12 protein-coding genes, 1 tRNA gene and 3 pseudogenes are annotated in these 14,195 nt (G+C 67.2%); 10 read left to right on the plus strand and 6 right to left on the minus strand.

From position 1 onward, the window contains the following. Positions 1 to 122: 122 nt before the first annotated feature. Positions 123 to 1,216 (minus strand): IS630 family transposase gene (locus tag ACP694_RS11395; RefSeq protein WP_426012446.1). Its coding sequence is split into 2 segments (ribosomal slippage): positions 123 to 700 and positions 700 to 1,216, totalling 1,095 coding nucleotides; the frame shifts between segments, so codons are not numbered across the junction. 645 nt (positions 1,217 to 1,861) lie between these two features. Between ACP694_RS11395 and ACP694_RS11400 the strand changes: the two genes are divergently transcribed. Together ACP694_RS11400 and ACP694_RS11405 are read left to right on the plus strand one after the other, a co-directional pair. After that, on the plus strand, positions 1,862 to 2,161 hold the full coding sequence (locus ACP694_RS11400) for a thermonuclease family protein (RefSeq protein ID WP_426012447.1): 300 nt from the start codon (positions 1,862 to 1,864) through the stop codon (positions 2,159 to 2,161). Beyond that, positions 2,137 to 2,262 (plus strand): annotated as a pseudogene (locus tag ACP694_RS11405) (thermonuclease family protein); the annotation flags it as partial. The gene ACP694_RS11400 and the pseudogene ACP694_RS11405, both read left to right, overlap by 25 nt. Before the next feature lie 159 nt (positions 2,263 to 2,421). Here the strand turns inward: ACP694_RS11405 and ACP694_RS11410 are convergent. The 3 genes and pseudogenes from ACP694_RS11410 to ACP694_RS11420 all read right to left on the minus strand — a co-directional run. Continuing rightward, on the minus strand, positions 2,422 to 3,966 hold the full coding sequence (locus ACP694_RS11410; RefSeq protein WP_426012449.1) for a Fic family protein: 1,545 nt from the start codon (positions 3,964 to 3,966) through the stop codon (positions 2,422 to 2,424). Positions 3,967 to 4,401: 435 nt separating this feature from the next. Further along, positions 4,402 to 4,542 (minus strand): annotated as a pseudogene (locus ACP694_RS11415) (IS630 family transposase); the annotation flags it as partial. Positions 4,543 to 4,620: 78 nt separating this feature from the next. Beyond that, positions 4,621 to 4,944, minus strand: a pseudogene (locus ACP694_RS11420) (ParB N-terminal domain-containing protein); the annotation flags it as partial. A gap of 810 nt (positions 4,945 to 5,754) precedes the next feature. Between ACP694_RS11420 and ACP694_RS11425 the strand changes: the two are divergent. The 4 genes from ACP694_RS11425 (at position 5,755) to ACP694_RS11440 (ending at position 7,523) form a co-directional block, all read left to right on the plus strand. Then, positions 5,755 to 6,018, plus strand: coding sequence for a helix-turn-helix transcriptional regulator (locus ACP694_RS11425; RefSeq protein ID WP_426012451.1), 264 nt, complete (start codon positions 5,755 to 5,757; stop codon positions 6,016 to 6,018). A gap of 314 nt (positions 6,019 to 6,332) precedes the next feature. After that, positions 6,333 to 6,803, plus strand: a complete 471-nt coding sequence (locus ACP694_RS11430) for a hypothetical protein (protein ID WP_426012453.1) — start codon at positions 6,333 to 6,335, stop codon at positions 6,801 to 6,803. After that, entirely contained in the window at positions 6,800 to 7,084 is a 285-nt protein-coding gene (locus ACP694_RS11435; protein WP_426012455.1) for a hypothetical protein, read from the plus strand. The genes ACP694_RS11430 and ACP694_RS11435 overlap by 4 nt, the downstream gene beginning before the upstream one ends. 175 nt (positions 7,085 to 7,259) lie before the next feature. After that, a complete protein-coding gene (locus tag ACP694_RS11440; protein ID WP_426012457.1) occupies positions 7,260 to 7,523 on the plus strand; it encodes a helix-turn-helix domain-containing protein in 264 nt (87 codons plus the stop codon). On the opposite strand, the gene ACP694_RS11445 is transcribed toward ACP694_RS11440, so the two are convergent. Both ACP694_RS11445 and ACP694_RS11450 read right to left on the minus strand, forming a co-directional pair. Further along, a complete protein-coding gene (locus ACP694_RS11445) occupies positions 7,510 to 8,760 on the minus strand; it encodes a tyrosine-type recombinase/integrase (RefSeq protein WP_426012459.1) in 1,251 nt (416 codons plus the stop codon). The genes ACP694_RS11440 and ACP694_RS11445 overlap by 14 nt on opposite strands. Before the next feature lie 78 nt (positions 8,761 to 8,838). After that, a tRNA-Ser gene (locus tag ACP694_RS11450) sits at positions 8,839 to 8,929 on the minus strand. A 133-nt stretch (positions 8,930 to 9,062) separates the two neighbouring features. On the opposite strand from ACP694_RS11450, the gene ACP694_RS11455 reads away from it, so the two are divergent. From ACP694_RS11455 to ACP694_RS11470, 4 genes are read left to right on the plus strand one after another with little or no spacing between them, the layout of a single operon-like run. Then, a complete protein-coding gene (locus ACP694_RS11455) occupies positions 9,063 to 10,586 on the plus strand; it encodes an exopolysaccharide biosynthesis polyprenyl glycosylphosphotransferase (RefSeq protein ID WP_426012461.1) in 1,524 nt (507 codons plus the stop codon). 10 nt (positions 10,587 to 10,596) lie between these two features. Next, positions 10,597 to 12,039 (plus strand): polysaccharide biosynthesis C-terminal domain-containing protein, encoded by a 1,443-nt coding sequence (locus ACP694_RS11460; protein WP_426012463.1) that lies wholly within the window; start codon positions 10,597 to 10,599, stop codon positions 12,037 to 12,039. Then, positions 12,036 to 12,977 (plus strand): glycosyltransferase family 2 protein, encoded by a 942-nt coding sequence (locus tag ACP694_RS11465; RefSeq protein WP_426012465.1) that lies wholly within the window; start codon positions 12,036 to 12,038, stop codon positions 12,975 to 12,977. Before ACP694_RS11460 ends, ACP694_RS11465 begins: the two co-directional genes overlap by 4 nt. Next, positions 12,977 to 13,765, plus strand: a complete 789-nt coding sequence (locus ACP694_RS11470; protein ID WP_426012467.1) for a polysaccharide deacetylase family protein — start codon at positions 12,977 to 12,979, stop codon at positions 13,763 to 13,765. Before ACP694_RS11465 ends, ACP694_RS11470 begins: the two co-directional genes overlap by 1 nt. Positions 13,766 to 14,195 lie beyond the last annotated feature (430 nt).

Here is a 14,195-nt window from a genome sequence, read left to right on the forward strand (position 1 = left end):
CATCGTGCAGGACGCAATCTGTAGTAGACTCTTGTCGAGACCACCCACGGGATGAGCGGCGGATGCAATGCAGCGTTGTGGTCGGTGAGACTGGATGTCGCAGGTGCTAATACCAATCGCCCCTAGCGTGAACCTGTGGCCCATTGGCGATGACCGGTGGATTTGATGCGGTCTGGCTCGTCGATGAGGCTGTTGGAGGCTTCGCAGATGGCTTGGACGATGGCGTCGTCGTCGTCGAACACCCGGTTGGAGAGGAAGCGCTGTCGCAGATACTGCCAGACGTTCTCGGCGGGATTGAGCTCGGGCGAGCGTGGCGGCAGGGGCAGCAGGGTGAGGTTGTCGGGCGGTCTCAGCTTTTGGGTGGTGTGCCATCCGGCCTGGTCGAGGACGACCACGCCATGGGCGCCTGGGGCGACCTGCAGGGCGATCTCGTCGAGCTGGAGTTGCATGGCGGCGGTGTTGGCCTTCTCGCAGGCCCAGGCCGCGCCCACCCCACGCGCGGGACAGATGGCCCCGAACAGATAGGCGCAACCGGTCCGCAGGTCGGCGATCTGGCGGGGCCGCGTCCCGGCCTTGCCCCAGACCCGCGTGCGGTGGGTCTTTTGACCGACCCGCATCTCGTCTTGGAACCAGACCTCGACAGGCGTGCCGGGCGTCAGGCCAGATTGAATACGCGCCAGCGCCCCTGCGAAGTTTTTTTAAGATCCACCTGGGCCTGGACGTCCTGGCGATAATGCCGGGGCCGGGTGGTGATGTGCGAAAAGCCCAGCCGCTTGAGCAGCTTGCCAACCGTGCGCTCGTGCACGCTCACCCCGAAGCGTTCGGCGATGGCCGTCTGCAGATCGCAACACCGCCAGCCCGCCACGCCCTTGCGCCCCGCTGCCTCGGGCCCGGCCTCCACCAGCGCGCCCAGGGCCTGCTCCTGTTGCGGCGACAGACATCGCCGGGCGCCCGTCGGCGGACGGTTGATCAGGCCCTCCGGACCCAGGGCGTTGAACCGCAGCGCCCAGTCCCGTAGCGCCCAGTCCCGCAGCGCCCAGTCCCGCAGCATCTGCCGGTCCATGCCGGCCAACTCAGCCGCTTCGGCTCGACTGCGGCCTTCATAAACCGCCGCCAGCGCCAGCAGGCGCCGCACCTGATCTGGATCCTTGGCCCGCGCCGCCAGCCGACGGGTCCGCGCCGCGTCATAATCGACTCGAAGCTTGATGGCGGACATCCACAATCTCCCTTGCAACCACGAGAGTGAATCACTGTCCGGCCAGTCAGGGAATCCTGTCGGAGTCAGGGGCTTTTGGTATAAGTTTCTTGTCTCGCGAGGAATGGGGCCAAGGCGCGCCGTGCGCCCCAGGGGAAGAAAGGCAGGCTGTGAGGTTGTGGGAGCGGACCGGTCCCCGGTTAGATCAGGCAAGAAGCGGACGGCGGTCGGCGAGCCCGGCAAAGGTCTCCTGGAGAGGCCAGGATGGCGGCCATCGGCGCTTTCACCGTCCAATCTGACAGCGCGTCTTGGGCGACGTCCGCCCCTTTCCCATCGAGTTCAGGGCAGTCCAGTCACGCCCAGTCGCCGACCTGGCCGGTAAGAATATGACCCCATGTCGGGTGTTCGCCGGCAAGGGGGGGGGTGGCGTGACCTGGAAGGTGGCCGGCTGGGCCAAGAACGACTATCTGCCGGTCAAGCTGGACGGCCGTCGTCCCCACCGCGATCAAGGACGGCCTGGTCGTCATCGACGGCGTCCACAGCCTGGTCTGGTCGCGCAGCAACGCGCCCAAGGCGGACTAAGCGGCCAGCCTCTCCGCCGATCCGGCGGGGCGGGCGCGGCGCGCGAGGGCTGGCGACGGAGGCGACACAGGGTATAGCGGCGACATGACTGCCCTCGCCGCCCTCGCCGCCGGGCTGATCGCATGCACCGCGCCCACCGTGCATGACGACGACACCTTGCGCTGCGGATCCGATCGCATCCGGCTGTTCGGGGTCGATGCGCCCGAGGTGAAGCGCGGCACGACAACGGCCGAGCCGCTGGCCTATGAGGCGCGAGACTTGCTGATCACGCTGACACGGGGCCGCCGGGCCGCGTCGGTTGCCGCGTTGTCGACCATGACCGCTACGGCCGCAGCGTCGCCCGCTGCTGGTCGGACGCCACGCCCGACATCAACGCCGCCCTGATCCACTCGGGCCTGGCCACGGAATACCGGCGCTACAGCAAGGGCGCCTATGCCGCCGCCGAGGCCGAAGCCAGGCAAGCCCGGCGCGGGGCCTGGAAATAGACAGACGAAGCGAGCGATCGATCCCAAGGGATCGCGGCCCGCAGGTGAGGCTTCCAGGATTTGGAGCTCGTTCCGCTCGCGGGAGGCCGCCGAATGGGTCGCCGCCGGTGACCCCCGTCCAGAAAGTTCGCCCCCTGGCCGCAGTCGCCGGTCGCCGGCCTAGCCTGGCCCCTTGTCGAAGGCTCGGGCGTAGAGCGCTTCGATCCGTTCGACCTCGCCCTCCGTCAGGGCCTCGAACTCCCTCCCGCGAGCGCGTTCGGAGAGCTGGCCGCCGGCCTGGTCCAGGAACTTGCGCAGCAGTTCGACCTCGCCCGTCGGCATATCGACGATCTGCTGAACGTCTTGGCTGAACCGGTCGAAGGCCTGAAGGAACCAGACCTCCTGGGGCAGGTCCTGCTCGATGGTCTGCTCGACGCAGGCATAGAGGAAGGCCGCGTGGGCGGTGGCGTCGAAATAGCGATAGAAGGCGGCGGTGTCGTTCAACACCTCGACGTTGCCGGTGTCGGTGGCGCGCCAATCGATGAATGGCAGGAGCTGCGCCGAGTAGGACTCCAAGACTGCCTTGTAGCGGTCGATCTGACGCAAGATCGCGGCGCTGACCGGAAAGACCAGGCCTGGCGGGCTATAGGCGGCGCGGGCCAAGGCATGATGGATCAGCCAGCGGTGCAGCCGGCCGTTCCCGTCCACATAGGGGTGGATATAGACGAAACCGAAGGCCAGGCTGGCCGCCGCCACCACCGGATCCATGCCGCCGCGCGCCGCGCGCTCGGCGAAGGCCGCCACGCCGTCGATCAGGCTCCGGAGATCATCAGGGCGGGCGCTGACATGGTCGGGAAGCGGGATGTTACTGTCGCGGTCGTGGACGCCGACAAAGCCGCCCTCGTCCCGAAGACCCAGGCGAACGAACCGGGCGTCGCCAATGACCACCTCCTGGAGGCGATCAAGCTCCGCCAGATCCAGCGGCCGCGCCCCGGCTTGGGCGATGGCCTGGCCCCAGCGGGCGGCGCGCTGCCCGGTCGGCCGCTCGCCCTCGATGGCGAAAGAGGACTTGGAGTCGCTCAGCAGAATGAAGGCTGCCGCCCGCGCCATCAGGTCGGGCCGCACCCGGCCCATCGCGTCGCGCGCCTGCTCGCCCAGGGCCTTGTCGCCATAGGCGATGAGTTCGGCGGTCTTGCGGACCAGCGGGCAAAAGGCCGCCGTGCCCGGCAGGTTGTTGAGGACCTTGTGGCGGGGCGAAGGCTCGGCGACGGCCAGAGCGTATTGCTGGTCGGTATCCAGCACCGGAACCAGCCGGACCTTGCCGGGATCAAGCAGATCGAGCTGGCCGCCCGTCAGCCATTCGTAGAGGAACCAGAGGCGGCGGGCGAAGGCGCCGGTCGGCGTGGCCCTGACGATCGCCTCGATGTCGGAAGACGCGACTTGGTCGAACAGCTTGGACAGCACCTGCAGGTCGACGCCTTCATAGCGCAAGGCCAGGGTCAGCTGAGCGGCGAGCGTCGCCTCCGGCCGGTGCCGGGGTGTCAGCATCAGCCAGTCGGGGGTCGAGACGGGATGGTGGCGGGCGGCGATGGCGGCCGTTTGGACCGGAAGCGGCAGGACGAGGTCATAGCGGGCGATCAGCGCGGCGTAGCCGGCGAGCTCCCCGGGCTCGGGAAGGGCGCGACCGCGAAACTCGGTCACCGCGCGCGTAGGCCATTCACCCATTTCAAACCCCGCGAAATTCGATCACCGGGCTGCGGCCCGCTTGCGGGAATCCGTCACCGTTCGCGAAAATCTATCACATCTCCGAATATTTGAGAATCTTGATCACGCCGCATTCGATCGCGGCCTGGTGGCGATGAACCCATCGCCCTCACGCGAAGACCGGCACACGCCAAACCGGTTTGAGCGTGGTCGGGTGGCGCACGGGCCTTGCTCGCCCGGCGCGCCGGCGCGCCTGCGCGCGTCCATCCACGCACAGAAAGTGGTCGATCCCAAGGATCGGCCACCCCAGCTTTCAACATCGTGGAAAAGGCGGGGCGGTCTTGGACCGCCCCGCCCTCGCCTATTCGGCCGCGACCGCGACCGCCTGGGCCGCGACAGTCTCGACGACTTCGGCGTCAAGCTCCGCGACGACTTCGGCTTGGTCCACCTCGGCCGCTAGTGGATTGATTCCAACGTTTGGTGCCCACGGGCGGCGGCGGCGATGATCTTGTCGGGGTCGGCGGTCCAGACGAAGGGCTTGGGCTGCTGGTTGTGATCGGCGACGAAGCGGTTGATGGCGGCCTGGAGGTCAACGACGCCCTTGTCCCGACGCGAAATGTTTTCATCCAAGGAAATCTCGGCGGGATCGTTGGTCGTATCGACCACGCAGCGCACAGGCTCAGTTTTGCTCAGCAGCTTGCGCTTGGCCAGGAGCTTGAGGGCCTGACGGCGACCTTCGCCGATGGTGACGAGGTAGTAGCCGCTTTCCTGGCCGCCTTCCCTCACCTCCGGCTCGACCACCAGGGGCTGGAGCAGGCCCTTGAAGCGGATGCTGGCGGCGCGGGCCTCGATATCCTCGGCCGAATGGCCGACACGCCGCGCGTTGCGCGGCGAGGCCTTCAACTTGTTGAGGGCGATGTCACGCACCTCACCGGGCTGGACCGGAACGCGCCCGGCCTTCACGGCTGGGGCGCGGGCGGTGTCTTGAACTTGGGTCATGGTCTTTTTCCTTGGGCAGGGGTGCAGGCGCAAGGCGCGCCTGAACCCCTGCCCGTCGGCGAGACCGGGGGTGCAAACGGAGGGGCGGCTTCGCGGGGACCCGGCTGCAGGGCGTTGCTGCCCAGCCTGTCGACCGCTCCCGTAGCGACCGAAGCTGGGCGGAAGCCGATCCGAAGTGCGCCAGGGGCGGAGCCCCAAGCCACGCGATCACCTCGTGATCGCTCTTCGAAAAATGAAGCCTGCACAGGAGCCCGCGCATGCGCGTGGCGGGAGGCGGCGTCGAGCGGCCGGCGGCGACCCCCATTCCTTGTCTTGGGGGCGCCCGCCAGGCGTCGCGCCCGTGGGAGCGGCGAAAGCCGCGGGACCGAGCGTGACCGCCGGCCGCTCTCGATATTGGGTGAAGCCGGGCGCGAAAGCGCTCGGCGTGAACCTCTGGCGAAGCGTTTGCAAAAGGTGGACCCTGCCGCCCCGACTAGCGCCGCAGTGTCTGCATCCCGGTGAGGACGCCGGGCTCGACGAGATCGACGGGCTCACGGTCCGCAGGCCCAACGGGCCTGAGATCGCCCCAAAGGCGCTGGGGCGTTTGCACCGCGGTCTCAGGGTCTCCAGGAGACACCCCTTTGCCGGCCGGTCGCCCTGGCATCCCCAAACCAAGCACCCGCGCCGCCTGCGGAGCCGATGTCAAGACCACGAGGAGGCGCGTTCCAAAACCGCCGAACGCCTGTCTTTCCACGCCAGAGCCCACCTTGACCTTATGGTCGCTTGCTGCGTGGGCAAGGCCTTGAACTATGGGCCAAAAGCGAGCCTGCCATGCCGCAAGACCTCGCGCCGCCGCCCCGTCCCGTGGGCGCCCTGCCCGCCACCGGCGCCATCCGCCGGCCAGAATTGCGCAAGATCGAGCCGCTCACCGACACGACCATCTATGAGATGGAGCGTCGCGGAGAATTTCCCCGCCGGTTTTCGCTGACCCGCTGCTGCGTGGTCTGGGATCTGGGATCTGGGATCTGGGATCTGGGATCTGGGATCTGGGCGAGATCGAAACCTGGCTGGCGCACCGCAAGCACGCCGCTCTAGACCCGTCGGCCGCCCCCGCCGAGGGTCCCGATGTCCAGACCCGGCGGACGCGCCCGGTGCAGCGGACGCGATAAGTCATCGCTGTCTGCGGACGGGCCGGTTCCTGCGCGGCCGCGGCGCCGACCGTGCGCGCCATGGCGTCGACACCTGGCGTTTTCGCGTTGCCATTCATCGTAACGGCTGCTCGCAATACACATGGGAACCAACCGCCCCACCGGATCGCTAAAGCTCTGCCTTAGCCGGAGCACACTTTTGTCCGAACACTTCCCCTGGCCTCGAACGGTCGGGTCATCCTCACCTACGGCCGAAGCCTGATGGCCTTGGTCATTGCTCGCTCGCTGGCCCAGCGCGGTGTCGAGGTCATAGGGTGCGACGATGTCGACCTGGCGGTGATGTCGTTCTCAAAGCATGTGAAGGAGACCTTCACCGTCGCGCCCTGGAAGCTTCGGCCCGACGATTTCCTCGACGAACTGGAAGCCGCCGTGCGCGAATATGCGCTGCGCGATGAACGCCCCTACGTCCTGATGCCCGTGTTCACAGAGGGCGAGTTGATCGCACGCCACCGCGCGCGCTTCGAGCCCGCGGTCAAGCTCGCCGCGCCGTTGTGGAAGAGCATCAGTGTTGTCCATCCAAAGGACCATTTGGCCAAGCTAGTCGAAAGCGATGATCTTCCGGCCCCGAGGACCCGGATCGTGCCGGACCGCGCGGCGTTGACGCGGTTGGCGCCGACGCTGGAATACCCGCTCATCGTCAAGCCCAGCGACGGAGCCGGTGGCCGGGGGTGAGCATCGCGGGGTCGACTGACGAGGCGATCGAGCAGGTCGAGGCGCTGGGCTTTACCCCTACCCTCCTGCTCCAAAGCCTGGTTCCGGGCGAGGATTTCTGCGTCGCCGCGCTGGCCGACAAGGGCAGGCTGGCGGCGATGATGGCCTATCGCAATCTGACCACCTTTCCCCGCAAGGCCGGGGCCGGGGCCGTTCGGGAGACTGTCGACGCCGAACCCTTCCGGGAGGCCGTCGAAAAGGTCGTGGCGGCGTTGGGCTGGGATGGGCTGGCTGAGCCTTGACAGCGAAGTGTCAGCACCAGAGCCAGGTACTCGCGGGTGCAGTTGTCGATCACCGCCAGGGTCCGCAACCGCCGAACGCCTGTCACTGCACGCCACAGTACGATCGCGGCTCGGAGCGCATTGCGCTAACATTCTTGCGGGACGAAATCATGGCTGCGACCGACAAGGGCCAGACATGCAAGCGGATCCCACCTCCTCCCCCCAATTGGGCAGCCTTGGGCGCTTGGCGTACCGGGTAAAGGAAGCCGCTGATGCGCTGGCGATAAGCCGAAGTCGATTTTATGAGCTCGTCGCCGCTGGCGACATCCGCGTTCTGAAAGACGGCGCGCGAACCTTGGTTCGACATACAGAGCTGGTGGCCTATCTCGATCGCCTCGAAGACACTGCCCGATTGTCTAGGCCGCCCTTGCGAAGCAGGTCGCCGCCTAATCGTCCATAAGCGTCCGACGCTTTTCGAACAGATCGCCACGACGATAGGCGGCCTCGACCTTGTTTCCGATGGTGTGCGCTAAGGCCATCTCGACGAGTTCGCCAGGATAATCCCTGGTTTCCGCCGCCCAGTCGCGGAAGGTGCTCCCAAAGCCATGGGTTGTAAGATCGCCTCGGCCAAGATCTTTGAGCACCTTGAGCAGGCTCATGTTGGATAGACCCCTGCCCGGTCGAAGACCTGGGAAGATGGGACCTATGGGCGAGGCCAACGCCGCCTGCTCTCCCGTCAGATACGTCTGAGCGCGCCGCCGGCGGACCAATTGCCCTTCGAGAATGGCGATCGTCGGTGCTGACAGATGCACTCGGTGCTCCTTGCCTCCCTTCATCCGCTCGCCGGGAATAGTCCAGAGGGCCTTGGCAAGATCGATCTCTTCCCAGACACCGCCGAGGATCTCGTTGGTGCGTCCGATCGTGAGGATCGTAAACTCCAGCGCCCGCGCCGCCACGCCGCGCACGGCCGCCAGGTTCGTCATGAACGCCACGATCTCGGAAAACGGCAGCGCCGCGTGGTGCTTGACCAATCGAACCTTGGACTTGGCCGGAAGGATCTTGTCGAGGTGGCCGTTCCATCGGGCGGGATTGTCGCCCTCGCGGTGACCGTGAGCTGTGGCCCAGTCGATCACGTTCTCAATGCGGCCTCGAACCCGGCTCGCCGTCTCGGCCTTGCTGGCCCAGATGGGCTTGATCGCCAAGAGCACATGGGACGTCTCGACCGTGCTGACATCCAGTCCTCCCATATGCGGCGAGGCGTAGGTCGTCAGGGTGCTTTTCCACTGTTTAACGTGCTTGTCGTTGCGCCAGGACGCCTTGTTATCTTCGATGAAGGCATCGACCGCGTTGTCGAAGCTGACATTGACAGCGTTGTCTTGCGCCTCCGCCGCCTCACGTTTCCGACGCTCGTCGATCGAATCCAGGCCGGCTAGCCGCAGCCTTTGAGCGTCGCGGGCCAGTCCCCGCGCTTCGCTGAGGGTGACCGAATGCAGCGGTCCCAGGCCCGTTCGACGTTCCTGATCCCCTTTCCAATAGCGGAAAACCCACGACCGCCCCGCCTCGCCGCTGACCTGTAGGTACAGGCCTCCCCCGTCCGGATACCAACCGGGCTCATCGAGTCGTCGAACCTGCAGAGCCGTAAGGCGCTCAAGAAGCCGAGCCGACGGTGCTGGATCAGCCTGGACGCGTCCAGACACGAGTTCGAGATTTACTCAATGAAATACGGGGCTTAACGGACCCGCCTGGACATTGGTGGACGCCCATGGATGGGGTGGTGGCGGAGACGGAGGGATTCGAACCCTCGATACCCTTTTGGGGTATGCCGCTTTAGCAAAGCGGTGCCTTCAGCCTCTCGGCCACGTCTCCTCCTGAGAGGGGAGCGGTTCGATAGCCTGTTCGCCGGGCCGTGACAATCGAGCTATCGGAAAAATCCGCGTTAACGTGAAGCTCAGACCGCGAGACTAGCCTGAACCCTGTTTTACAACGGGCTTGGGGCCTCATGTCGTCTGCGATCGCACAATCATTCGAGACCGAAGATGTCCCGGCGGCCGACGTCGAGACGACGCCGACCTTGCCGATGATCGAGGACGAAGACGCCGTAGGCGTCGGTCGGCGCGGCCCGTTCCGTCCCGGCCGCCTGGTGCCGGCCCGGGCTCGCATGCAGGTCCGCAGTCTTTCCCGCGCCTTTCGGATGGTCGACGCGCTCGCCGTGGCGGCGACGACCGCCGCGACCATGATGATCACCCACCTGCCGGCCGCCGCCTTCGCGCCGCTGGTGCTGGGCGCCCTGGCCCTCGTGCCCGTCCTCTACGCGCTCGAGGCCTACGCCTTCCATCGCCGCGACAGCTTCCGCCGCCATGGCCTGCGCTTGCTGGCCGCCTATGGCGCGACGGCCCTGGTGGTGTTGGCCGCCACCCTAGGCTTTGGCGAGGCTCGCGCCGCGCCCCTTTTCGTCGTCGCGGGATGGAGCGCGGCCCTGGTCGCCGTGACCGGCCTTCTCCACACGATCTGGTGGCGCGCCGTTGATCACGGCCGTCGCGAGGGTCGCCTGACTCCCAACGTCGTGGTCGTGGGCGCCACGGTCAATGCCGAGCGCTTCATCCGCACCGCCCTGGCCACTGGCGACGTCAATGTGCTGGGCGTGTTCGACGACCGCGCCGACCGCGCCCCGCCCCAGGTCATGGGGGTGCCGGTTCTGGGCGACACCACGGCCCTGATCGACCACCGCATCATGCCCTATGTCGACCGGGTGATCATCGCGGTGAGCTCCTCGGCCGAGGCCCGCGTCCGCCAGTTGGTTGAGCGGCTGGAAGTGCTGCCTAACCCGGTCAGCCTGTTCGTAGACGTGGGTCACGAGGCCCAGCGTAGCGCCTCCCTGGCCCGCTTCGTCGACCTGTCGGGCGCGACCACTGACGCTCGCCGCGCCATCGCAAAACGCGCCCAGGACATCGTGGTCGGCGGGCTGGGCCTGCTGGTCGCCTCGCCGATCATGCTGCTGGTGGCCCTCGCCATCAAGCTGGACAGCCCTGGCCCGGTGTTCTTCCGCCAGCGTCGCCACGGCTTCAACAACGAGGCCATCCTGGTGTGGAAGTTCCGGTCGATGCGACACGAGATGGCCGACGCCAAGGCCGCCCGCCAAGTCAGCGCCAATGACGACCGCGTCACCAAGGTCGGCAAGTTCATCCGCAAGACCAGCCTCGACGAGCTGCCCCAACTGTTCAACGTGCTGAAGGGCGAGATGTCGATGGTCGGCCCCCGCCCCCACGCCATCGGCATGAAGAGCGGCGACGTGGAGTCGGCCAAGCTGGTCGCCCACTATGCCCACCGCCACCGCATGAAGCCGGGCGTCACCGGCTGGGCGGCGATCAACGGCTCGCGCGGCCCGGTCGATACGGCGCAGCTGGTCCAGGAGCGTGTCGCCCTGGACGTGGACTACATCGAGCGCCAATCGTTCTGGCTGGACCTCTACATTATCGCCATGACCATCCCCTGCCTGCTCGGGGACCGGTCGGCGGTGCGCTGAGGACCCGATCATGTTCTGGCGTGGCGTACTGGGATACCTGCCGGTCAATATCGCTCAAGGCGTGGTGGGCCTGCTCACCATCGTGCTGTTTACCCGTGTCCTGACGCCTGAGCAGTATGGCGTCTACGCCCTCGCCTTCTCGGCGCTCAGCCTGACCCAGACGATCCTGCTCACCTGGACGGAAGCCGCGATGGCCCGCTTCCATGCGCGGCAGGAGGCCGACGGCCGGCTGCCCGATCACTTCGCCACGATCTATCGCCTGTGGTTCGCCCTCGTCCTGGCCGTCCCGGTGGTCGCGGTGCTGGTGCTGAAGTTCGCGCCCTTGGCCGCTCCGCTGAAGATCGCCGTTGCCGCCTCCCTAGCCGCTGTCGTGGTCAAGAGCCTGACCAAACTGTCGCAGGAGCGCCGCCGCGCGTCCGGCGAGGTCTCCAGCGCGGCCCTGCTCGACATCGTCCAGACGATCGGCGGCTTCGCCCTGGGCCTCGTATTGGCTTTGGTCGGCCTGGGCGGCGCCGCGCCGATCCTCGGCATGGGGGCGATCTCGCTGCTGTGCCTGGTGTTCGTGCTACCGACCGACCTGCGCCGCGCCCAGGGTGGTCGGTATGACGCCGCCATGGCCAAGGCCTATGCCGCCTATGGCCTGCCGGTGGCCCTGTCGCTGATCCTGGCCTTGGTGCTTTCGACCACCGACCGTTTCCTGTTGGCGGCCTTCCTGGGCGAAAAGGCGGTCGGCGTCTATCACGCCGGCTATTCGCTTGGCAGCCGCACGCTCGACGTGGTGTTCATTTGGTTGGGCATGGCCGGTGGTCCCGCCATGGTCGCGGCCCTGGAGCGCGGCGGCCACCCCGCCCTGAAGGACGCCGCTCACGAGCAGGCCAGCTTCATGGTGCTGCTGACCCTGCCCGCCGCCGTGGGCCTGGCCCTGGTCGGTCGTCCGTTGGCGCAGGTGATGATCGGACCGCAACTGAGCGCCGGCGCCGGCGGCGTCGTGCCTTGGATCGCCTTGGCCGGTTGGCTGTCGGGCGTGACCACCTATTACCTGCTGCAGGCCTTCACCCTGGGTAGGAAGACCCCGATGCTGATTGTCTGCATGGCCATTCCAGCCAGCACCAATGTCGCCCTGAACCTCTTGCTAATCCCGCGCTTTGGCCTGGACGGAGCGCTCTGGTCAACCGCCGCCAGCTACGCGATTGGCGCGATTGGGGCGGGTGTCCTGGGCCGCCGCGTCTGCCCCCTGCCCGTGCCCTGGTCCAACCTGTTGAAGGCCGGTGTGGCCTGCGCCTTGATGGGCGCCGTTGTGTTGGCCGTGCCGGCCTTCGGCGGGGTCGTCGAGCTGCTGATCAAGGCCGCGCTCGGCGCCCTGGTGTATGGCCTCGCGGTGCTGGCTGTCGACGCCGGTGGCCTGCGCGGCCGCCTGAACGAAATTCTCCAGCGCCGGTTGAGAGCCACATGACCGTCGTTTCCGAAACCCTGACCGACAACATCGCCTGGACGTCCCTCTCCGAGACGGGCGCCCAGCCGCGCCTGTCGGTGCTGATCCCGACCTTCCGCGACGATCCCAGCGCCCTGCTCAAGGCGCTCGATGAGCGCGGCGTCGAGGCCGAGGTCATCCTGCTGGACGACGGCGGCGGCGACGCGGCCTTGGTCGAGCGGATGGCCAAGCGCATCGAGACGATGACGCTGCCGGCCCGGTTGGTCGTGCTGTCGTCCAACGAGGGCCGCGCCAAGGGCCGCAACCGCCTGGCGCGCCACGCCCGGGGCGGCCACCTGCTGTTTCTCGACAGCGACATGCTGCCCGACCCGATCGGTTTCCTGGCTCGCTGGACAGCGCTGGCCGGGGACGACGTGGCCGTGGCCTTCGGTGGGTTTACCCTGGACCAGACGCCCCACCGGCCCGAGCACGACCTGCACCGGGCCATGGCCCTGAAAAGTGACTGCACCTCAGCGCCTGAACGGGCCAGGGAACCCGAAAAGCACGTCTTCACCTCCAACCTCTTGGTCCGCCGAGACGTCTTCGACACCGTGGCTTTCGACGAAGGCTTCGCCGGCTGGGGGTGGGAGGACGTCGAGTGGGCCATGCGGGTGTCGGCGCTCTATCCGATCGTCCATATCGACAATTCGGCCACCCATCTGGGACTGGACACGGCCCAGGCCCTCGCCGCCAAATACGAACAGTCAGCGGCCAACTTCGCGCGGGTCGTGCAAGGCCACCTTGCGGTGGTTCGAAACTATCCCAGCTACCGTGTCGCCAAGGCGCTCAAGCCCTTGCCTTTGCGGCCCCTCTGGCGGCCGATGCTCAAGTCCATCGCCCTCTGCGAGGCGGCTCCGACGCCGCTGCGGGCCCTCGCCATGCGGCTCTATCGCGCCGCCCTCTATTCGGACGCCGTCTGATGCAGACCTTCCCCGCTGAAGAGATTGGCGAAAAAGTCGACGCCTACGAGCCCGACGTCACATTGAAGGGCAAGCTGAGGCGACGACTGATCCGCCTGGCCCATCGCCGACCCGCCAAGGTGAAACTGGAGCGGCCGATGGTGTCGTTCAGCTTTGACGACGCCCCCGCCACGGCCTGCGAGGCCGGAGCCCGGGTGCTGGAGCAACGCGACCTGCGCGGCACCTATTATTTCGCGGCCGGCCTCGCCGGCCGCGACGGGCCCATGGGCCGTTTCGCCACCGGTGAGGACGCCGCGAGGTTGCACGCCGCCGGCCACGAGATCGCCTGCCACACCTTCTCGCACCTCGACTGCGGCCAGTCCTCGGCGGCCGAGACCCGGGCCGACGTCGACCGCAACAGCGCGGCCCTGGCGACCTGGGGCGTCGGCGAGCCGGTCAGCTTCGCCTATCCTTACGGCGACGTCGCCGGCCCAGCCAAGACCGCCTTGGCCAGCCGCTTCAAGACCCTGAGGGCCCTGCACCACGGTCTGATCGCCAACGGCGCCGACCTCAACCAGGCCCCCGCCGTCGGCATCGAGGGCGAGGACGGCGAGGCCGTGGCCCTGGATTGGCTGGACAAGGCCCATGCCCGCAACGCCTGGCTGATCCTCTACACCCACGACGTCGCGGCAGAACCATCCCAGTGGGGCTGCACCATCGGAACGCTGGAGCGGTTGGTGGATGGGGCGCTGGTGGCGGGCTTCGACGTGGTGACCGTGGCCGAAGGCGCGCGGCGGATCGGGCTGTAGGGCTCCTCTCCTCCAGGGGGAGGACTTTGCCACGATTGGGGACAGGCGCATGCGCCTGTCCCCATCAGCAGGCGCGGGTTCACGCTCACGCGCCAAAGCTGCGATGGGATGGGGAGGGTGCGAAGCGCCCGGGCTCCGCCCGGAGGATTTGCAGATTTGATACCGTTTCGACGAAGACGAGCGCTTCGCGTGGCCTTCAGACGAGAGCCATCGGCGCGCGGGGTCTTAACCCGCTTCCGAAGTGGGCCCTCGGCGGGCGGAGGGTTGGCTGACCCTCCGGACCGTACAGGCGATTTCAGCCCGTACCTGTTGGCAACGGCCGCCTACCCGGGCGCCGAAGTTTTGTCGCCGCGGGGGCGAACCTGCTCCGAACCGACCTTGGGGCGTCTCCCGAAGAAGACACGGCGGCCAAGCCTTCCCGCTCGACCAC

This window comes from Caulobacter sp. DWR2-3-1b2 (assembly GCF_049896345.1).
Classification (GTDB): Bacteria; Pseudomonadota; Alphaproteobacteria; order Caulobacterales; family Caulobacteraceae; genus Caulobacter.

Excerpts from the sequence above, each read along its gene's own strand:
- ACP694_RS11460 (WP_426012463.1), top strand. The coding sequence starts at position 10,597 with ATGTTCTGGCGTGGCGTACTGGGATACCTGCCGGTCAATATCGCTCAA.
- ACP694_RS11465 (WP_426012465.1), top strand. The coding sequence starts at position 12,036 with ATGACCGTCGTTTCCGAAACCCTGACCGACAACATCGCCTGGACGTCC.
- ACP694_RS11470 (WP_426012467.1), top strand. The coding sequence starts at position 12,977 with ATGCAGACCTTCCCCGCTGAAGAGATTGGCGAAAAAGTCGACGCCTAC.
- ACP694_RS11455 (WP_426012461.1), top strand. The coding sequence starts at position 9,063 with ATGTCGTCTGCGATCGCACAATCATTCGAGACCGAAGATGTCCCGGCG.
- ACP694_RS11430 (WP_426012453.1), top strand. The coding sequence starts at position 6,333 with ATGGCCTTGGTCATTGCTCGCTCGCTGGCCCAGCGCGGTGTCGAGGTC.
- ACP694_RS11425 (WP_426012451.1), top strand. The coding sequence starts at position 5,755 with ATGCCGCAAGACCTCGCGCCGCCGCCCCGTCCCGTGGGCGCCCTGCCC.
- ACP694_RS11410 (WP_426012449.1), bottom strand. The coding sequence starts at position 3,966 with ATGGGTGAATGGCCTACGCGCGCGGTGACCGAGTTTCGCGGTCGCGCC.
- ACP694_RS11440 (WP_426012457.1), top strand. The coding sequence starts at position 7,260 with ATGCAAGCGGATCCCACCTCCTCCCCCCAATTGGGCAGCCTTGGGCGC.
- ACP694_RS11400 (WP_426012447.1), top strand. The coding sequence starts at position 1,862 with ATGACTGCCCTCGCCGCCCTCGCCGCCGGGCTGATCGCATGCACCGCG.